The organism is Acetobacter musti (genome assembly GCF_011516835.1).
Lineage (GTDB): Bacteria > Pseudomonadota > Alphaproteobacteria > Acetobacterales > Acetobacteraceae > Acetobacter > Acetobacter musti.
Genome location: NZ_WOTB01000001.1, coordinates 80,019 through 99,637, shown reverse-complemented (window position 1 = coordinate 99,637; position 19,619 = coordinate 80,019). Strand labels below are relative to the sequence as shown.

Sequence of the window (19,619 nt, the reverse complement as noted above, 5' to 3'; positions counted from 1 at the left end):
TGTAAGAGGCGTGCATCGGTTATCGGAAATCTGCGTCATGGCCTCTCTGCTAGACCCTTGATCGCCCAGTGAAGCAGATCAAGCAGTCGTTCACCTTCCTCCTCCGAGAGATGCGTATGGCTCCGGGCGTTGATGACCGCCACGGCTGCCGCAACCTCCGGCAACCTGACAGACATTAATGGCGATAGCGATATCGTCGTGCTTCTGCGATCGTTCGGATCCGGCTTGCGTTCGATCAGCCCGTCCCGTTCCATTCGTGAAAGGGTCTTCGCCATCGTGGATTGCTCGACGGCCGCGAGGTTCACCAGTTCACGCTGGCTCCGTGTCTTGCCGTCCGCCAACGCGAAGATCACCGGTAGCTGACCGGACATGAGGCCAAAGGGCCGCAGTGCTTCATCCATCTCACGAGCAAAAAGCCGGGCGGCCCAGTTGACCATATAGCCAAGGGAGTCGGTTCGGGACGGCCATTTATATGGCTTGCTATCTTCTTTCATGGCTTGCTATGTAAAAGACCTTCTCTTCAGGAAGCAAGGATCATATCATGCCAACGCTTCTCCGCCGTCTCCATCGTGTGACAGGAAAGCCTGTCGATCCTTTGTATTGGCAGTTTCATGACTGCCTCGGTCGTCGCAGAACTCTATGGCGACGCCTCGATTATCAGCACAGTCAAGCGTGCGATCCTCTGGGGATTATTGGTCCTGGTCCCATGTCTCGCCACAACGGGGCTTTCGGGCTATCGCGCGACAAGTGGGGCTCCGCGTGGTCTGGCACTCGTGAAACTCCGCCGTATGCGGATCATCGGCCTCAACGGGATTTGCGTTCTCGTACCGTGTGCGCTGTTTCTGGCCGCCCGCGCGGCGGCATCACGATTCGGTTGGCCATTCTACAGTATACAGGCGCTCGAACTTCTGGCCGGCTCTATCAATCTTACTCTTCTGGTCCTGAATTTCAGGGATGGTCTGCGCCTTGCTCGACGGCAATAAGCGCAGAGTACCGATGTGAGCCGCGCACACCGACAATAACGATTGATACGAATTGACGGCGCGATCAGGACCGCAAAACAAGTGTGTGTCTCCGCTAAGGCCATCACAGATTCAGCCTCGCGGTGGACACCATGTGGACACCACACCCCAAAACGACGAAAGCCGCCTTGCGGCGGCTTCCTCGTATCCGTCTGATTTTCCTTGGAAAATCTGGAGCGGGCGATGGGATTCGAACCCACGACCCCAACCTTGGCAAGGTTGTGCTCTACCCCTGAGCTACGCCCGCATCCTCTGCGATGGACGTTCGTTTAGATTAGTCTTTCCGCCGACGCAAGGTACAAAATGTATTTTATCGCATGAAAAACATTAAGCCTCATCACGCGACTACGGTTTATGCTAACGAGCCTACCAAGCTCTCAGATTCCCGGCAATTCATTCACAGTTACAACACGCCACGCAACATTGTGGCATTCCAGAATCGTGAGTGAAAGATTCTGGATGGAGAAATGCAGTGCTGTATCTGGCAGAATTTTCAGTGCATGAGCCAGTGCAGCGCGTATCGCTCCGCCATGACTGATAAGGATCATGTCACGAGAAGTATTTTCTTTGGCCATTTTGTCCAGCGTCGCTCCGACCCGCGCACAGACATCCGCCATGCTTTCCCCTCCCGGAGGAGATTCATTCCCCGAAAGGGGCCAGAACTGATGCGGAGGCAACTGCAGTTTGTCAGGCAACTCTCCATGCCGCAGGCCCTGCCACTCGCCCAGACCCTGCTCGATCATACCAGCTTCTACGACTAGGCCACGCGCACCATAGCCGGCGCTCTGGATTGCCTCCGCAGTCCGTCGGGTGCGGCTAAGAGGCGTGATGAACCACCTGGCGTCTGACGGCAGACGGCGTGCCAGCGCTTCATACATCGGCTGCTGGACGATCAGGCTTTCCGGGCAAAGCGGCACGTCCATGGTTCCGTACAGCAAGGCACGGGCATTTTGCTCTACCAGTGCATGGCGAATAAGCCAGAACCGGGTGATGCCTGGCTGTAGTTTCGGTGCATCCAGAAAATTGCCATGATTCTGCTGTTCTTCCGGAGTCAGGGTCGGCGCCGCAGCCGTCATTCGAGTTCTCCGTTTTATTTCGTGATTACGCTTCGACCTCGTTTGATTCCGGGTGCGGCGCATAGGTTGGCAGCGGATTGACGACGAGAATTCTGTTCCAGTGCCGTCGAATAAGACTGATTTTGGCGATCACATCATGCGCGTCAGCAATTTCGCGTTCGAGACGCAATTCAGTGTTCATACCCTCATGGGACGGCTCACCTGAGACAAGGCGGGCTCCGGCGGAAATCCTTAACGCGCCAGCAGAAGCTCCGTCGAGAGCTGCAGACGGCATGGCAACAGGCTGTCCGATATGACACAGCCGCCGCACCAATCGACTGGAATACTCTGGTTCTTCCGGCGAAAATACAGCACTGAGATCGGCATTCAGCCAGCGATAAAGTCGACGCGCATCCTCAAGTCCGATGGGCAGGAAACTTTCATCACTACTTTGCACCCCAGCCGAAGCAGATTTCGGTGCCCTTACGAGAAAACAGAGAATTGTCGCTATATCGTCCCAGGCATCAGGTAATTCAGGCCTTGAAGGACTCGGTGTTTCCAGCAAGAGAATGTCGTTGCTATCCGCTAATGCCACCTTTACCGCGCTGAGAAACCTTTCAAGGCAAGCACGTGTTTCACTACTGGGAACGGCTCTCAGCGCCTTCATTTCGGCTATGGCCGCATGCCACCTGAGAATCAGACCATAATTCGCATTATCAGGCAGATGCCGGGTCGCAACGCAATCCGGCCATTCACTCCGGCCAGCGTAATCGCGCAGACCTTCCGGCAGGTGCCCCTGATTTAAGCGTTCACGCCACTGAACAGGAAGAAGCAATGCACCACAAAAAGGCGGACCGGTAATAAATTTAGATCCGGTAATCATTACGGCACGTCCATGCGCAATCCAGTTTTCAATACGTTCCGGTATTACACGATCCTGACAGGCATCGACGACAACGTCGACCTTCTGCTCAAAATCGGAAGCAAAATCTGCCAATGTTGTCTCGCCGGGCGCGAGAAGACCGGTTTTCGAAAGATCGAGTTGATGCAATAGCACATGCCGCCCCCTGGAAATCGCCTTAACAATTCTCTCCCGACACTGTCTCGCGATGCTTTCGGGAGGAATGGCCGTCCCGTCTGCATCGCGTATACTGACATAATCAACATCGATATCTGAATTCTGATCGTTCTTACCGCATCTTCCAAAACCATTAATTGGCTCACCACGAACAACCGCGGATCGGCGCGCAGTATCAGCAGAGAAGTGACGTCCCCCGGCAGCAAGAGGCACACCACTCCCGGTTTCATCAGGAGCAATGAGAATGTTGGTTAACCCTCTCCCACCACATCTGAGTAATGAGATAGCAAGAGCAGCAAGTTCACAATCTGTGCCTGATGGTGCAAGAACGACTCTGTCCTCATCCGGCAAACCGAAATACGATGCCAGAAACGCCCGGACTTCACGCGCCAGTATCGTAAGAACAGCTTTGCCGTCGTCAGAAATTACGGCCTGCTGTAATCGTTGGCGTGCCTTCTCAGCACCCGCGAACCCGCGTTCTGAGACAGAGGAGGCAGTTGAAGAAGCAAATGTCACAGCCCATGGTCGGGGACGGTGCGAGCATCCGTAATGATTGAGCCCCGTCTGGGGATCGAGTAAGAGTCGCGCGTCACCTCCCGCAGCCATCAGTGTCTCCGCCGGTCCAATGAAAGCCCAGGACCGATTCAGCCAGGCTACGAGCTCGTCAAGCTCGGCATCAGAAAGATGGAGAGGCAGATCGTCAGCCATCAGTAACGGAGCTCTCAGCTCAGGCCAGAGCTTCCTGATTTCTTTCCGGTCAGGTATCGTTTCACCACTCATGAGTGAGACACGGTCTGGCCGATTCTCCTTTCTTCCTGATGGCACTGCATCCAGATCATAAAACAGGGCCGCCGTCCGTGCCGCAGCAAAGCAAGCCCTTATATTATATTGTTGCGAAGCCTCAGCAGGCATTCCGTCAAGAAGAATCGCAAGCTCAAGGGCGTGTCTGACGACAAAAGCCTGATACCGCAGATTTTTTTCACACAGAGCATCTGCGTTTAGGTTTATCACACCATCAGCGGAGATATGGAACGAACTGGCGGCTTTTGACGCATTACGGACAATGCGCTGTTCTGCGATAACACGCAGATCCGGTCGTCTGGACCATTGTAAAAATGTTTCAACCGAAGCGCCTGCCAACATAAAAATTTCCGTCCGCCATTAAATAAACATCAACGCTACACTAGCTACGGGTAATCAGATCGCGGCTTGTCTCTCCTGTTTTAGTCAATACGAAAGTGCTTGCTAGTGATTGAACCCGCACTCCGCTATACACGAAGCGTAGACCCCTCCAGGCCTTTGAACGGGATGGTTTGATGCGTATTCTTTTGACCGGCGGATGTGGATTTATTGGCTCCGCTGTGGTGCGTCACCTGATTGGTGCCACTGAACATTCGGTAATGAACGTAGACTGCATGACTTATGCAGCGTCTCCTGAAACTGTGCAAAATGCTGCTTCTTCGAACCGCTATCAGTTTGCAAAAGTGAATGTCACTGACGGCCCTGCTCTGGCAAAACTTTTTACATCGTTCCGTCCGGATGCAGTGATGCATCTTGCAGCAGAAAGCCATGTAGACCGCTCTATTGATGGTCCAGATGTTTTTATCCAGACTAATGTTGTTGGAACATACACTCTGCTCGAAGCGGCGCGGGCTTACTGGCAGACACTCGACGAAGTGGCACGTACAGATTTCCGCTTTCATCATATCTCCACCGACGAAGTGTTCGGGGCACTTGAGCCAAATGATCCGCCGTTTACAGAAAGCACGCCATACGACCCGCGCAGCCCATACTCAGCTTCCAAAGCATCATCCGACCATCTTGTCCGGGCTTGGTATCACACTTACGGCCTGCCAGCTTTCGTTACCAACACCACAAACAACTATGGAATCTGGCATTTCCCTGAAAAACTGATTCCGCTGGTAACGATCAATGCCATCGAAGGCAAGGAATTGCCCGTCTATGGAAAGGGTGAAAACATTCGTGACTGGCTATTTGTCGAGGACCATGCGGAAGCCCTCGTCAAGGCCGTTGAGGTCGGAAAACCGGGGGAAACTTACGCGATCGGCGCCCGCCAGCCTCGCACGAACCTTGAGGTCGTCAGGACCATCTGTCAGGTTCTTGATGAACTCTGTCCTGATCCGAAAGGTCCGCGTGAACGCCTGATCCGCTTTGTGGCCGATCGGCCGGGACATGACTTTAAATATGAAATCGACCCTACCCATGCCGAGATGGCACTTAACTGGAAGGCCAGGCATAATTTCGAGGCGGGCATCCGTCGCACTGTTCAGTGGTATCTCGATAACCGGACATGGTGGGAAGCCATCCGGGCACGCCGGTATACCGGTGAACGCCTCGGTCAGACAACAAACACATCAGCCGGAACCACCGCGAAATGAGTAAAACTCCACCCGTCCAGACGAATATGAAGGGCATACTGCTGGCAGGAGGGTCCGGAACCCGCCTCTATCCGATGACACTGGCAGCAAGCAAGCAACTCCTGCCTGTCTATGACAAGCCGATGATCTATTATCCGCTGACAACTCTGATGCTCGCGGGCATCCGGGATATCATGATCATCTCTACCCCGGCAGATTTGCCGCAGTTTAAACGATTGCTCGGCGACGGCTCCCAGTTTGGTGTCAGATTTGAATATCGTGAACAACCCAGTCCGGATGGGATTGCTCAGGCATTTCTTATTGCAGATGACTGGATCAGCGGTTGTCCGTGCGCACTGGTGCTGGGCGACAATCTCATCTTTGCCGATCATCTGTCGGTATTGCTGCGAGCAGCAGCTACACGCCCAAAAGGTGCTACAGTCTTTGCCTATCAGGTACGTGACCCGGAGCGTTACGGCGTTGTCAGCTTCGACGAAACAGGAAAAGCCCTTTCTGTCGAAGAAAAACCGACTACTCCTGTTTCAAACTGGGCGGTTACGGGCCTTTATTTCTATGATAACCGGGTTCTCGAATTTGCCCGGAAAGTCAAGCCCTCTCCCCGCGGGGAACTGGAAATTACAGATCTCAACCGATTCTACCTTGAAGAAGGCAGCCTCCATGTTGACCGACTGAGCCGCGGATGTGCCTGGCTGGATGCGGGGCTTCCCGAAAGTCTGATGCAGGCGGGACAGTTCGTGCATACCATTCAGGCCCGTCAGGGCATGCTCGTAGGCTCTCCCGCGGAAGTCGCGTTCCGCATGGGATACATCGATGCAAATGACCTGCGTGCACATGCCTCAAAAATGGGAAAAACCGAATTGGGCCGTATGCTCAGGGATCTCGCTGATCAAGGCTGAAGTGTCATCTCTCCTGCGACCTTATCGTCGGTCAGACGAGGTGGCAGGAGAGATCAAAACTGCCTGAAAGTGACATCCCTAACGACAGCGTACATTATTTTATTCAATGGAGTCGACTTATGAAGGCGGAACGTCTGGCTATTCCCGACGTCATTCTCATCACACCACCTCGTTTTTCAGACAATCGCGGTTTTTTTTCTGAGACCTATAATATTCAGCGTATGACTGAGGTGGGGATATCGCTGCCTTTTGTGCAGGATAATCAGAGTCTGTCACGCCAGAAAGGCGTTGTCAGAGGACTTCATTGTCAGCTCGATCCGCACGCCCAAGGAAAACTTGTGCGCTGCACCAAAGGTGCAATCTGGGATGTAGCGGTTGATGCGCGTAGCGGGTCTCCGACTTATGGTAAATGGGTTGCCGCTGAACTATCTGAACAAAACTGGTCGCAGCTCTGGATTCCTCCTGGTTTTCTTCACGGGTTCTGCACACTCGCCGATGATTCAGAAGTGCAGTACAAATGTACCGGTTTATATGATAAAACTTCTGAACGCGCTGTGATCTGGAATAGTAATGAGCTGGCAATCACCTGGCCAGTTGAAGAAGGTTCCGCTGTACTGTCTGGAAAAGACCTTGAGGCACCTGAATTCTCTGCAGCAAAGAACTGGTTTCACTACTGATGGTCAAAATCGATTCTGATAGACGCCCGATTCTCGTTACAGGCGGAAACGGGCAACTTGCCACATCTCTCTCCAATCTGGGTGGCGAGAGAGTCTGCCGCGTCGGACGTCCTGAATTTGACTTCGATCGTCCTGAGACGATTAAGACAGTCGTCGAGAGTCATAATCCTTCAGCTATAATCAATGCTGCAGCATGGACGGCCGTAGATCTTGCTGAAAAAGAAATTGCCTGTGCTGATGCGGCAAACCGTGATGGCCCGGCAGTTCTTGCCGCTATATGTGCAGAACGAAATATTCCTTTCATTCATATTTCGACGGATTATGTTTTTTCCGGGGAAAAAGGTTCTCCTTACACAGAGACAGATACCGTTTCGCCTGAAACCGTTTATGGTCGAACTAAGGCTGAAGGTGAACAGCGAGTAATTAAAGCTGACCCAAAAGCGATCATTCTTCGGACGTCTTGGGTTTATTCTGCTCATGGTAAGAATTTTGTACGCACAATGATAAATGCCGGCGCTAAGAATCCTGCCTTAAAAGTTGTTGGGGACCAGTGTGGAAATCCAACATGTTCGGACGATCTGGCAGAAGCGATTCTCGCTATATTAGCCATGATCTGGCGTGATGGCTGGAAGGACGAATATGCGGGTATCTATCATGCCTGCGGGACTGGTGAAGCGACCTGGCATGAACTGGCGGTTTTCGCACTCGAATGCGCATCAAAATACGGTCAGCCTATGCCGGAAATTACGGCGATCCACACTGAAGACTGGCCTACACCTGCAAAACGTCCCCCCGACTCCCGTATGGATAACAGAAAGCTGGCACGGATATTCGGCATTCATATGCCAGACTGGCATGACAGTGTCTCTGCTACTGTTGATACTATATTTGCGAACAAAGCATCCTGACCAGCGCAGCACTGCAATGGGACAATGTGTCCGATGAGTGCTGGTTCAGTCTCGTCCATTTCAGAGACGCCACATTTCGTCAGAAGTGGGCCGCCGGTTGCCATCCTGCTTTCACTTTATAACGGTGAGGCTTTTCTTAGCCGCCAGCTCGATTCATTCCTTGAGCAGGAGCACCATAACTGGCTGCTTCTATGGCGGGATGACGGCTCATCAGATTCTTCTCGTGCAATTCTAAAGGCTTTTCAGGCCAATCGAGGCGCTGGTCGTTGCGTTGAAGCCGATAGCGAATCAGGCATCAATATCGGAATTGCAGCCTCTTACTGGCAACTTCTAACGCAGGTACCCGATGGATATCTGGTTGCTTTTGCGGATCAGGATGATGTCTGGCTGCCGGATAAAATTTCACGCGGTGTTACTGCACTTAAAGACGTGCCTGAAAGCAAGCCAGCTCTCTATTTTGGTCGTCAGATTCTGACGGATCGCTTTCTGAATCCTCTGATGATCTCGCCTGCTGTTAAAAATCTGCAAGGAATTTTCTCAGCCCTCGCACAAAATGTCGCGACTGGGTGCACCGTGATGCTAAATAAAAGAGCCTTGCATCTTCTAAAAATTATGGGACCATTCCCACCATCTATTCTTCACGACTGGGCTGCGTATCTGGCTGTCATAGCGGCCGGGGGCGTAGTGTACATTGATAGCCGTCCAGTCGTACTTTATCGACAGCACGCAACCAATGCCGTTGGTGCTCGCCCATCATGGTTTCGACGAGGTTACGCTGCCGTCAGGCGTGGTCCTGAAGTATTTATGACTATTTTTCGCTCTAATATTGCATGGCTTCTTAATAACCGTGAATTTCTTGATCCGTCAGTTGTCTCTATACTAAAAATTATGCAGAAGAACCTTACGGGAACACGTTTGGATCGTCTGCGATTACTGACCCAATATCCGGAACTATCACGCACAGGTCTAAGTGAAAACTTTCTGTTTCGTCTGTGGTTCATTTCGGCTAAGGCTCAGGCCTCATTCTTTGAGCCAGAAGATGAAGGCGGCCATGATATGGATTGCTGACATGAAGGTACGGGCACAGCGGTTATATCTGGTGGCGACGCGCCGCCAGTCTTTCAGCTTTACGAACATGTTTTCAATCAGGTGACGCTTTTTATACAGATGCCAGTCGTAAGGCGGCTTTGATTTCCGGTTCTTCTTCGGCGGAATGCAGGCGGTGATATTCCGGTCTGCGAGAGACAGCCTGATCCGGTTGCTGTCGTATCCCCGGTCGCCAATGACTTCTTCGGTCTCATCCGGCAGGTCTGCCAGCAGAACGTCCGCGCCTTTGAAGTCACCCACCTGACCCGCTGTCAGATGAAGACGAACAGAAAAAACGGCCTGATCCTCTCCATCTGCCGCTCAGACAGCAAAAATATCTCACTCACAGCCTCACCTCCAACGGTAAGACTGTGAATCACAACAGCCAGCTCAGTTCAATAAATTAACAGGTCCTGAGCCTAGCGCATACCGTAGCGCAACCGTTACAGGTTTGGAAATTGATGGTAGACCCGCACGCGCGTCAGGATATTTCCTCTTCAATGACGCAGATTGGGTTATCGCAGGAGCGCGCTCATGTTTCTGGCTCACAGAACCGGCCAGGCCGCACGCGCCGTGGAGACTGAGGCGGACGCGGTCGGTGCGGCATGGCTGGATCTCATGAATCCGACGGATGCAGAACATGATCTGGCGGCACGAATTGTCGGCGAAGATATTCCGCACCGTGCCAATCTTGATGAGATCGAAAGCTCGTCCCGCCTCTTTACCCAGAACGACGCAGTTTATCTCTCGACTCCGCTTGTACGTCGCACGGAAACGGAGCTTGTCTGCCCGCCAATCGGTCTTGTTCTTACTCCGAAATTCTTGGTCAGTGTCCGCTTCTCCGAATACGCGTCATTTGATATTGCTGCTCGTCAGGTCGCCGACACCATGGCAACTTTGAATAGTGACGATATACTAATCCTGTTACTTGAAGCGATCGTAGATCGCCTTGCTGATGTGCTTGAACATGTTGGACTGGCATTAAACCAGCTCTCACGTGATGTCTTTGCGGGCTACAGTCCGCGTGCCGGACGGATAGCTGCGTGGCAGCGCGCAATTCTGCGACGAGTTGGCCATGCTGAGGATTTTTCCTCGCTTGTTCGTGACAGTCTGCTTGGCTTGGATCGTATCGCCATTTTCGTCAGTGAGACAACAAAACATAATCTGCCACATGCACTGGCGACCCGTCTGGCAACGGTGAGCCGTGATATTTCATCACTCAATGACTTTGTGTCGCAGCTTTCCAACAAGGTCCAGTTTCTGCTTGATGCAGCCCTTGGCTTTATCAGCATTGAACAAAATGATGGTATGAAAGTTCTGACAGTCGTCAGCTTTATCGGAGTGGCCCCCACTCTGATTGCTGGTATCTATGGAATGAATTTTAAAGATATTCCTGAACTCACATGGAGTTTTGGATATTGGTACGCTTTGACAGCAATGGCGCTGTCGATAATCCTGCCACTTTTGTGGTTCTGGCGCCGCGGCTGGCTTGGGGGGGTACGATGAGCAGGATATCAAATGGGCTACAAAAGCAAATGCTGCGCCCAGCCATAACAGCCACCATTGTCGGATTCAGTTTTTTGCTGTTTTCCCAGCCAGCAAGAGCTGAAGCGATTCGGCCAACAATACCCTTACAGATTTTGTCATCTGCCCAGATCCTTATCAACCATATGGGAGCGGAACCGTGGCGTTATGGTGGAGCATCTCCTGACGGAAAGAACAGCGTAGTCGTCGGACTCCGACGGAACGGCGAACATGGCATAATGGGTGAATACGCACTTCTCGATCATGATCTTCGACCGCTTGCCTTCGGTTCCCTTAACGGCACGTTCGACATGCCCACAGCAGCAGGTACATCTGTTCATTGTCAGATGACGGTCCCTTTGATGGATCGTACACTGACACTGGAGGGTACCTGCAGTTCGGTTACTCTCGGCGGCACGATTACCACACGTCGGACACCGATTCAGCTTACGGCGCAGCTCAACAATTTCCTGTCTCCCGATATGTCGACAAGTCAGTACTGGCTGACCGCTGCAGGCTTCTCAGAAGCATTCCACAAAGAATAACTGACTTGCACCGGCGCTGTAATGAGGATGCATGCTTTAACTTGACAAGACGAAATACTGTCACTAGTGGACAGTCTCACCGCTGACAGCCTTCATCTGTTCAGCGCGCTCCCTGCACAGGGTTCTCGCCATGTTAATCACGGCACATCAGGTTCCGTGTATGCTGTTTCGTTCCGAAACAGAGCTGCGAAAACCCTGATCCTTTCCCGGTACCCGCTTGCCATACCAAGGCGCATTTTACATGCATCTCGCTGAACTCAAGGCCAAAACCCCGGCCGATCTTCTTTCTTACGCTGAAAATCTCAATATCGAGAACGCTTCTTCCCTCCGCAAACAGGAGCTGATGTTCGCGATTCTGAAGACTCTGGCAGATAACGACCAGGCGATTTACGGCGAAGGCACACTGGAAATTCTATCAGATGGCTTCGGTTATCTGCGTTCTCCCGAAGCAAATTATCTTCCAGGTCCAGATGATATTTATATCTCTCCGGTGCAGGTTCGTCGCTTCGGTCTGAGGACGGGCGACACCGTAGAGGGTCAGATCCGGGCTCCCCGGGACGGGGAGCGTTACTTCTCCCTTCTAAAAGTTAATACGATCAATTTCGAACCCCCCGATGCGGTTCGTCATCGGATTAATTTTGACAACCTGACACCACTCTATCCTGAACGTCGTCTTCAGATGGAAGTTGAAGGTCAGACCCCTCCGGAACCTGAGGCAACCGCCAAAGGCAAAAAAGGTTCACCGCGTGATTTCACATCGCGCGTTATTGACCTCGTTGCGCCAATTGGCATGGGACAGCGTGCCCTGATCGTGGCACCGCCGCGCACCGGTAAAACCGTGATGCTGCAGAGTATAGCTTCGTCAATCAGCGCCAACCATCCTGAAGTCTTCCTGATTGTTCTTCTGATTGATGAACGGCCCGAAGAAGTCACCGACATGGCCCGCTCCGTACGTGGGGAAGTCGTCGCGTCGACCTTTGATGAACCGGCTCAGCGACATGTTCAGGTCACAGAAATGGTGCTTGAGAAGGCCAAACGTCTCGTCGAGCATAAGCGGGATGTCGTAATTCTGCTTGACTCGATTACGCGCCTTGCCCGGGCTTATAACACGGTCGTCCCGTCTTCAGGCAAGGTGCTGACGGGTGGCGTAGACGCTAATGCCCTGCAACGTCCGAAGCGTTTCTTTGGTGCTGCACGTAATATCGAGGAAGGCGGTTCGCTGACGATTATCGCTACAGCCCTGATCGACACAGGGTCGCGTATGGATGAAGTCATCTTCGAGGAGTTCAAGGGAACGGGTAACTCCGAGCTGATTCTCGACCGAAAACTCGCCGACAAGCGTACATTTCCTGCTATCGACATCACCAAAAGTGGAACACGCAAGGAAGAACTTCTGGTCGATCGTGCCACACTGTCGAAGATGTGGGTGCTTCGACGGATTCTTGCTCCGATGGGCACTATGGATGCCATGGAATTCCTGCTGGACAAGCTGAAATACAGCAAATCCAATCACGACTTCTTCGAGGCAATGAACAACTGACACTAAGCCCCGAAACTGTTGGACAGTTTTGGGGCTTATTTCAGATATAGCCTGGAAAAGTATAGTTTCTGAGAAACACTTCCCAGTGAGGTCCCGGGATCAGATTCTGATTATCTGTCTGTTTCTGACATATCAGACTGGTTTTTCCTGACACAATTTCTCTTCAGAAACAGACACCGGGTTTCAGTCAAACACTATCCCAGTCAGGCGTTCGGATACATCCCACAATCGTTTTGCAATGCCTGGATGGCGAGCCGAGGGTGGAATAGCAGCCAGCCCTGGCGGCCCCGTGCGTTCACCCGCGCCCGTCGGCCCGTAATAATTCCCGTCCTCAGCCTTTCCTGAAGCTGCAGCATAGACAAAAGGCTCAGCTCCTTCCGCGGCTGACTGTCCCATCAGGCGAAACGCAACATTCGCACCCAGTTCGGTTACGCGTGTCAGCAGGCTACCTGTCCCGCTGCCGAGCCCGTTAATGATAAGTTGTGTTCTGGCCCAGCCTGGATGAGCGATACGAACATGAAGCTTCCAGCCCTCCGTCATTGCACGTCGGCACAGTTCCATACCGAACATCAGATTGGCCAGTTTGCTTTGGTTATAAGCGTGAAAAGGCACATAGCGATATCGGGACTGCAGATCGTCGAACTGTATCCGGCCTTTCCACGCAGCCAGGCTGGCTACAGGAATGACAATACCCCGATCCGGTGACGCCTCAAGAAGAGGCTTCAGCCATCCGGTCAGCGCGAAATGGCCCAGATGATTGACGCCAAACTGCAGTTCAAAACCGTCTTGTGTTTCAAGACGATCCGGAGGCGCCATAACGCCGGCATTATTAATCAGTACATCGACAGATGACACGCGTTCCGCGAGTCTGTCAGAAAACTTCTTCACCGAGGCAAGGGATGCGAGATCAAGTGATGCAGATTCAGCCTGGGCGGACGGAATGCGACTCAATAGCTTCCTGACCGCAGCTTCATTCCGCTCTGTATTCCGGGACGCAAGAATAACGCGTGCGCCGAGCATCGCCAGATCGCAGGCTGCCTCAAATCCAAGGCCGCTATTAGCACCCGTCACTACTGCAACCCGGCCATCAAGACGTTCCAGACTGCTCAGAAAAGATCGGCGATCATTCATCACTGTTTCAGCTCCGCTTCCATTCCATGGACAAGAGTCGGGTCGTTTTCAGCGGCTTTCAGAGCTTCTCTGGTCAGCCGTTTCTCGTTCTTCTTCAGGAAAAGAAGAACCCCTGTAATGACAGCCACTCCTGCTGGTATCACCACCCAGGCGACTGGCCCCGACAGTTGCAGCGCTTCGTGACCAAGATAGTAGGTGATAAGTGCATAACCTCCGGCCCAGCAGATACCGCCCATTGCGTTGAACAACAGGAAATTACGCCAGTGCATATGGTTTGCGCCTGCAAGCAACGCGACGAAAACACGCAGGATGGCGATAAAGCGCCCGAAAAATACCACCACACCGCCATGCTGGCGAAAAGCATACCGCCCCAGCAGGAGACGTTCTGGTGTCAGCCCCACTTTACGACCATGACGGAGAAGGAGGCGAAATCCCAGAGCCCTGCCGATCAGATATCCAAAATTGTCACCCATGATGGCACCGATCACGCCTGCGGAAGCGACGCCGTAAATATTCAGCCTGTGCGTGCCTGCTGCATACAATGCGGCAGTGATGAGCAGGCTTTCCGCCGGAAGAGGCAATCCCATACTCTCAAACATCACGACGACGCCGATAACGCCGTATCCGTATTCTGAGAGAAGTGTATCCAGATAATGTAACAGGGCAGAAGTTCCCGGGCGCACAGTCAACGAGCATCTGCAGGAACCGTCTGGACACCAGCCTGTCAAGTCTGCAAACCAGCTTTACAATTTCATAAGCCACACCCCTGCGGATGCTGATATCGGAGGTTTTATGACGCAACACGCCAGACCGTGCGGTTCGTGGCCATCTCCCGTGACAGCAGATCTGGCCGCAGGGAAGACCATAACCCTGTCATCCGTGTCCGCGACAGAAAATGCAATATTCTGGCTGGAGCGACGTCCTGTGGACTGCGGGCGTACGACTCTGGTTTGCAACCGGGCAGGCGAACGACCCTATGACGTGACATCGCCTGGAATGGATGTCGCTACAAAAGTCCATGAGTACGGCGGCAAGGCATATGTCGTGCAGGGTGAAAATCTGGCGTTCAGCAACCACCTGGATGATGCCGTATGTCTTCTCACTGCCATTGGCTCCTCTTCACCACAGCTCCGCCGGATCGCCGCCGGCGAAGATCTGCGTTACGCCAGTCTGGCCTTTGATCCTTCCGGACGTATTCTCTTTGCCGTCCGTGAAGACCACAGGGGTGAAGGTGAGCCTGAAACGACGCTGGTCGCCCTGCCTCTTGCTCCCGACTGCTGTGGTGGCGAGGGGACCGTTCTGGTCCGCGAGGCGGATTTCTATTCAACGCCCGCCGTATCGCCTGACGGTTTGTTGCTTGCCTGGATCGAATGGGACCATCCGGCGATGCCATGGACGGCAACCCGGCTCTGTGTGGCACCGATCCTGTCTGATGGAGAGTGCGTAATACTTGGTACGCCTCGCATTCTGGCAGGGAACGAAATAAACGAGTCCATCATTGAGCCCCAATGGGCTGATAATGGTACCCTTATTGCCATATCAGATCGCAGTGGCTGGTGGAATCTGTATCGATTCGATGTGACACGCCCCACCCCGGAAGCAGAACCACTCTGTCCTCTGAGCGCCGAAATCGGACAACCGCACTGGGTGTTCGGCCAGAGCAGTTACACACTGCTTCCCGGCGGACGGATTCTTGCTCTTAGTGTTCATGAGGGGCGGACGCAGACGCTTATGCTTACCCCGAAAGGCAGTACCTTTTCGGCTGAGCCGGTTGCCTTCGGCCAGCCAGATCAGTGCCCGGTCCTGATTACAGGTCAAAGCAGCACAAACAGAACAGATGATGAATTATATGCCTGGCTTGATCAGCCGGCCGACAATGCGTCCGCGGTTGTTACCGGCCGCGCGGGCGCCACGCCGCGTATTCTGAGAAGTTCTGCCACGCTTCCTTTTGGTCCGCGTGATATTTCACTTCCGCAAAATATCCGTTTTCCGCTTCCGGATGGGGACGAAGGCTACGCTTTTTTCTATGCACCGACAAATGCGCGGTACACGGTGCCTCAGAATGAGCGGCCACCGATGATTGTTACCGCTCACGGCGGCCCTACCGCCCGGGCGAGTGAAGCATTTTCCTTCAAAATTCAATGGTGGACCAGCCGCGGCTTTGCTGTGCTGGACGTCAATTACAGTGGTTCAACCGGCTTTGGTCGCGCATGGCGCGAACGTCTGGACGGGGAATGGGGAGTACGCGACGTCGCTGACTGTATCGCTGCCGCACGTCATATGGCAGGTACCGGGATGATTGATCCGGAACGGATCGCCATCCGCGGATCGAGCGCGGGAGGCCTGACCGTTCTGGCCGGACTGGCAACGTCGGATATTTTTGCCGCTGGTGTCAGCCTCTACGGCGTGACAGACCTCAGAGCTCTGGCGCAGGAAACTCATAAATTCGAAGCACGTTATCTCGATAGTCTGGTTGGCCCATGGCCGGAGGCCGAGACCGTTTACCGTGAACGCTCACCTCTTTTTATGGCTGACCGGATCAGAACACCCGTCCTGTTTCTTCAGGGGCTCGATGACCGGATCGTACCTCCGGATCAGGCGCGGACCATGGTTATCGCACTACGCAAAAATCACATCCCATGTGCTTTGTATGAGTTCCCCGGTGAAGGTCACGGGTTCAGATCCGAAACGACGATCAGACGTGCCTTTCTGTCTGAACTGGACTTTTACGGACAGGTTTTTAGTTTCACACCGGCCGCCCAGGACCGGACGCCTGAAAGTCACGTTCATCTTGAACCATAAGGTCAGTATTATTTCGAAAACAGGTTACATAATCATCAGGAAACAGGAGGGACCTGTTTCGGAGACAGGACCGTCAGGGAGAAACTTCGACTTCTGCCGATATTTCAGGTATTAGCAGGCAGGCACACCGTCCTGCTGAACGGAAAAAAAACAACAAACTCCACTGTCAGTGCATGCAGGGAAGAGGCGGAATAATACTGGATGAGCGATAGTTTCATCGTCGGCATCATTGCCGTCGTTGCTGCCATGGGCGGCCTTCTTTTTGGTTACGATACAGGGATCATTTCGGCTGCGCTGCTGCAGATCACACATGATTTCTCTCTTTCCATCATGGGACAGCAGATCGTTACCTCCGCTATTATCGCCGGAGCGCTTGCCGGGTGCCTTGGCTCCGCTCCGGTTTCCGACCGTTTCGGGCGACGACGCACGATCATGATCGCTGCGGCCATCTTTATCGTCGGCACTTTTGGAGCCACGTTGTCGGAAACGGTCCCGGTTCTGACATTCTCGCGCTTTATCCTTGGCCTTGCCGTCGGCGCGTCATCTCAGATTGTACCTGTCTACATCGCGGAAATCGTTCCGGCGAACCGGCGCGGGCAGCTTGTCGTGCTGTTTCAGATGGCAGTCGTCGGTGGCATTACGGTCTCCTTCATCACCGGCTATCTCCTGCGTGAACACTCATGGCGGCTGATGTTTGGACTTGGTGCCATTCCGGCCATTCTTCTGCTGGCGGGAATGACTTTCCTGCCCAACAGTCCGCGATGGATGACGATGCAGGGAGATGTGCCCGGTGCCCGCAAAGTTCTGCGTCTTGTCCGGAGCTCCGAGCACGGGGCGGAACTGGAACTGGACAGCATCCTCTCGGCGCTCGGGAGTCAGGCCGGCTGGTCCGAGGTGTTCAGACCCTGGCTGCGTCCCGCCGTGGTCGCTGCGGTCGGCGTGGCACTGCTGACGCAGATTACGGGAATCAACGCGGTGCTTTATTACGCACCGACCATCTTTGCCAGTGTCGGGTTTGGTGAAGGATCGGCGATCCTGGCGTCCATTCCGATCGGAGTTGCCATGATTCTGGCGACGGTATTCGGCAGCTGGGCAGTGGATGCCTGGGGACGGCGCGCGCTCATGCTTCGACTGCTTCCCTTCTCGGCGCTGTCACTGGCTGTTCTCGCCGTGGTGTTCATGCTTGGCGCGACCCAGGGGGCTAACCCGTGGATCGCTGTCGGAGCGCTGGTATCTTATGCCATTTTCAACGCAGGCAGCCTGTCGGTCGCGATCTGGCTGATCGGGGCGGAGGTTTTTCCGCTGCCGGTTCGCAGTAAGGGAATGAGTCTGGTAGCCGGAAGTCACTGGGCGGCGGACCTGCTCGTCTCGCTTGTGACACTCTCTCTGATCGAGGCGATCGGCGCGGCAGGGACGTTCTGGCTGTTTGCCGGCGTCAATCTGGCGGCAGCGGCCTTCGTCTATAAATATGTGCCGGAGACCAAGGGCCGGTCGCTGGAGGAAATCGAGACGAGTCTGCGGGAACATCGCTTTAACGAGGCTTGAGGTGAATGGAGATCCTGCCCCTCCACCCGGTCCGGGTCAGGGAGAGGTTTCCTGGAGCAGGCCCTGCCGCTACGAGATCCGCTACACCGTCAGCGGGGAGCTTTCCTGTCAGGACGCCAGTTGTCCGTGAGGGTTTTGAGAAAAGCGACGATCGCGTCGATTTCGTCGTCGGTCAGTGAAGGATTTTTCTGCCCGATTCCGCCGAAAGGCTGGTCGGTATTAATGTTGCTCCAGTATTTTTCCGGCAGATCGTCATAGCGCCTGGCTCCGTGTGGTCCCCGGCCATACCAGCGCTCCGGATCGCTGTCGCGGCTGGCGTAGAACGCGACGGCGTCACGCAGATTGTGCATGACGCCGTTATGAAAAAATGTTTTCCGCAGGGCGACATTGCGTAGCGAGGGAGTGCGGAACAGCCCGCAGTAATCCTGCCTGTCTCTGAAATCGGTTCGCAAGGGACCACACAGACCGAGATCGTAGAATTTCGGGTCATTGTTGGCCGGAATGGCATTATTGCGCGGTACGGCGAGAGCGATCATGCCGTAATCGCTCAGTTGCGGCGGGGTGCCGTCTTTGGCCGGGGCGCTTATGTGGCAGGAAGCGCAGTTGCCTTTCTCCGGGTCGTTGAAAAGAGCCAGTCCCCGGGCTTCTTCGCGTGTGAGCCGTACTTTACCGGCGAGAAACCGGTCATATTTGCTGTTATAAGGATAGAATGTCTTCCAGTCCTGCTGGTAGGCCTCAAGCGCATCCAGTGCGACGGAGAGCCGGGACTGGAAAGGCGCACCGGATGTGTTGCTCCGCGAGACAGGCAGACGCAGGGCATTGAGTTCCTTGCTGTAACCAGCCGCGATCAGGCGCTGTTCGGCCTCATCTTCCGTCCGGTTCGCCATCTCGACGGGAGACAGAAGCGGGATCAGGGCCTGAGCGGCGCCTGTGTCGACGCGCCCGTCCCATGTCAGGCCGCCGGTCGGGCCGTTATCGATGCTTTCGTCGGCTTCCTCGTCAGAATCGAAGGAGTGTTCGGTGAAGCGGGGCACAGCTTCCAGGTAGGTCAGCGAGGGGGGCGCCCTGAAACCAAGTCCGGTCATGGCGGGGCCGCCGGGTTCGACCGGGCGGGTATCGGGCGGGCCGTAAGCATAGCGCGGATCATGGCAGGAGGAGCAGGCCTGACGGCCGGAGGCTGACAAACGGGGATCACGAAAAAGGCGGGCGCCAAGAGCTGTCAGAGCCTGCGCGTGACGGAACGCGGCTTCGCGGGAGAGCGCCGCCTGTGCCGGAACGGCGGTCCGGACGGCCGTTGCCGCTAAAAGCAGGGCGCAGGCTGCCGCGGCGATGGCCCTCTGACTGCGCAGGCGTGCCCGATCTTGCGACTTCTTCCGCTTTCGATACAACATGACCCATCATTCCGGAACGG

Annotated in this window: 18 protein-coding genes and 1 tRNA gene; 11 read left to right on the top strand and 8 right to left on the bottom strand. The window is 54.2% G+C overall.

From position 1 onward, the window contains the following. Positions 1-35: 35 nt before the first annotated feature. Positions 36-494: a MarR family winged helix-turn-helix transcriptional regulator gene (locus GOB93_RS00405; RefSeq protein ID WP_010668704.1), complete on the bottom strand. Its 459-nt coding sequence runs from the start codon at positions 492-494 to the stop codon at positions 36-38. Positions 495-611: 117 nt separating this feature from the next. Between GOB93_RS00405 and GOB93_RS00400 the strand changes: the two genes are divergently transcribed. Then, positions 612-983 (top strand): hypothetical protein, encoded by a 372-nt coding sequence (locus tag GOB93_RS00400; protein WP_010668705.1) that lies wholly within the window; start codon positions 612-614, stop codon positions 981-983. A 211-nt stretch (positions 984-1,194) separates the two neighbouring features. On the opposite strand, the gene GOB93_RS00395 is transcribed toward GOB93_RS00400, so the two are convergent. The 3 genes from GOB93_RS00395 to GOB93_RS00385 all read right to left on the bottom strand — a co-directional run bounded on the left by GOB93_RS00395 (position 1,195) and on the right by GOB93_RS00385 (position 4,298). After that, positions 1,195-1,269 (bottom strand) — tRNA-Gly (locus GOB93_RS00395). 130 nt (positions 1,270-1,399) lie between these two features. Beyond that, the gene (locus GOB93_RS00390) at positions 1,400-2,098 is read right to left on the bottom strand and encodes a histidine phosphatase family protein (RefSeq protein WP_173581633.1); all 699 of its coding nucleotides are present in this window, start codon (positions 2,096-2,098) and stop codon (positions 1,400-1,402) included. A gap of 25 nt (positions 2,099-2,123) precedes the next feature. Beyond that, complete coding sequence (locus tag GOB93_RS00385; protein ID WP_173581632.1) at positions 2,124-4,298, bottom strand: hypothetical protein; 2,175 nt, start codon at positions 4,296-4,298, stop codon at positions 2,124-2,126. A gap of 173 nt (positions 4,299-4,471) precedes the next feature. On the opposite strand from GOB93_RS00385, the gene rfbB reads away from it, so the two are divergent. The 5 genes from rfbB to GOB93_RS00360 all read left to right on the top strand — a co-directional run bounded on the left by rfbB (position 4,472) and on the right by GOB93_RS00360 (position 9,103). Next, positions 4,472-5,554 carry a dTDP-glucose 4,6-dehydratase gene (gene rfbB, locus GOB93_RS00380; protein WP_173581631.1) on the top strand — a complete coding sequence of 361 codons (1,083 nt, stop codon included), beginning with the start codon at positions 4,472-4,474 and terminating at the stop codon, positions 5,552-5,554. 26 nt (positions 5,555-5,580) lie between these two features. Then, positions 5,581-6,450 (top strand): glucose-1-phosphate thymidylyltransferase RfbA, encoded by an 870-nt coding sequence (gene rfbA, locus GOB93_RS00375; protein ID WP_173581733.1) that lies wholly within the window; start codon positions 5,581-5,583, stop codon positions 6,448-6,450. A gap of 119 nt (positions 6,451-6,569) precedes the next feature. Continuing rightward, positions 6,570-7,127, top strand: a complete 558-nt coding sequence (gene rfbC, locus GOB93_RS00370) for a dTDP-4-dehydrorhamnose 3,5-epimerase (protein ID WP_173581630.1) — start codon at positions 6,570-6,572, stop codon at positions 7,125-7,127. Next, complete coding sequence (gene rfbD / locus GOB93_RS00365; RefSeq protein WP_173581629.1) at positions 7,127-8,035, top strand: dTDP-4-dehydrorhamnose reductase; 909 nt, start codon at positions 7,127-7,129, stop codon at positions 8,033-8,035. Before rfbC ends, rfbD begins: the two co-directional genes overlap by 1 nt. Positions 8,036-8,068: 33 nt before the next feature. Next, positions 8,069-9,103, top strand: a complete 1,035-nt coding sequence (locus tag GOB93_RS00360) for a glycosyltransferase (RefSeq protein WP_173581628.1) — start codon at positions 8,069-8,071, stop codon at positions 9,101-9,103. Here GOB93_RS00360 and GOB93_RS00355 read toward each other — a convergent pair. Beyond that, positions 9,056-9,397: an IS5 family transposase gene (locus GOB93_RS00355; protein ID WP_198912655.1), complete on the bottom strand. Its 342-nt coding sequence runs from the start codon at positions 9,395-9,397 to the stop codon at positions 9,056-9,058. The two genes, GOB93_RS00360 and GOB93_RS00355, sit on opposite strands and share 48 nt — an antisense overlap. Before the next feature lie 258 nt (positions 9,398-9,655). On the opposite strand from GOB93_RS00355, the gene GOB93_RS00350 reads away from it, so the two are divergent. From GOB93_RS00350 to rho, 3 genes are all read left to right on the top strand, one after another. Next, positions 9,656-10,627 (top strand): magnesium transporter CorA family protein, encoded by a 972-nt coding sequence (locus tag GOB93_RS00350; RefSeq protein ID WP_173581627.1) that lies wholly within the window; start codon positions 9,656-9,658, stop codon positions 10,625-10,627. Beyond that, the gene (locus GOB93_RS00345) at positions 10,624-11,190 is read left to right on the top strand and encodes a hypothetical protein (RefSeq protein WP_173581626.1); all 567 of its coding nucleotides are present in this window, start codon (positions 10,624-10,626) and stop codon (positions 11,188-11,190) included. The genes GOB93_RS00350 and GOB93_RS00345 overlap by 4 nt, the downstream gene beginning before the upstream one ends. A 241-nt stretch (positions 11,191-11,431) precedes the next feature. Beyond that, positions 11,432-12,730: a transcription termination factor Rho gene (gene rho / locus GOB93_RS00340; protein WP_173581625.1), complete on the top strand. Its 1,299-nt coding sequence runs from the start codon at positions 11,432-11,434 to the stop codon at positions 12,728-12,730. Positions 12,731-12,913: 183 nt separating this feature from the next. Here rho and GOB93_RS00335 read toward each other — a convergent pair whose 3' ends face one another. Both GOB93_RS00335 and GOB93_RS00330 read right to left on the bottom strand, forming a co-directional pair. Further along, positions 12,914-13,861 carry an SDR family oxidoreductase gene (locus GOB93_RS00335; RefSeq protein WP_173581624.1) on the bottom strand — a complete coding sequence of 316 codons (948 nt, stop codon included), beginning with the start codon at positions 13,859-13,861 and terminating at the stop codon, positions 12,914-12,916. Further along, complete coding sequence (locus GOB93_RS00330; protein ID WP_173581732.1) at positions 13,861-14,460, bottom strand: DedA family protein; 600 nt, start codon at positions 14,458-14,460, stop codon at positions 13,861-13,863. Before GOB93_RS00330 ends, GOB93_RS00335 begins: the two co-directional genes overlap by 1 nt. Before the next feature lie 235 nt (positions 14,461-14,695). Here GOB93_RS00330 and GOB93_RS00325 point away from each other — a divergent pair, with 235 nt between their 5' ends. Both GOB93_RS00325 and GOB93_RS00320 read left to right on the top strand, forming a co-directional pair. After that, on the top strand, positions 14,696-16,663 hold the full coding sequence (locus tag GOB93_RS00325; protein WP_338422253.1) for a S9 family peptidase: 1,968 nt from the start codon (positions 14,696-14,698) through the stop codon (positions 16,661-16,663). 201 nt (positions 16,664-16,864) lie between these two features. Further along, entirely contained in the window at positions 16,865-18,208 is a 1,344-nt protein-coding gene (locus tag GOB93_RS00320; protein WP_173581622.1) for a sugar porter family MFS transporter, read from the top strand. An 89-nt stretch (positions 18,209-18,297) separates the two neighbouring features. Here the strand turns inward: GOB93_RS00320 and GOB93_RS00315 are convergent, their stop codons facing one another. Beyond that, complete coding sequence (locus GOB93_RS00315) at positions 18,298-19,599, bottom strand: cytochrome-c peroxidase (protein ID WP_173581621.1); 1,302 nt, start codon at positions 19,597-19,599, stop codon at positions 18,298-18,300. Positions 19,600-19,619 lie beyond the last annotated feature (20 nt).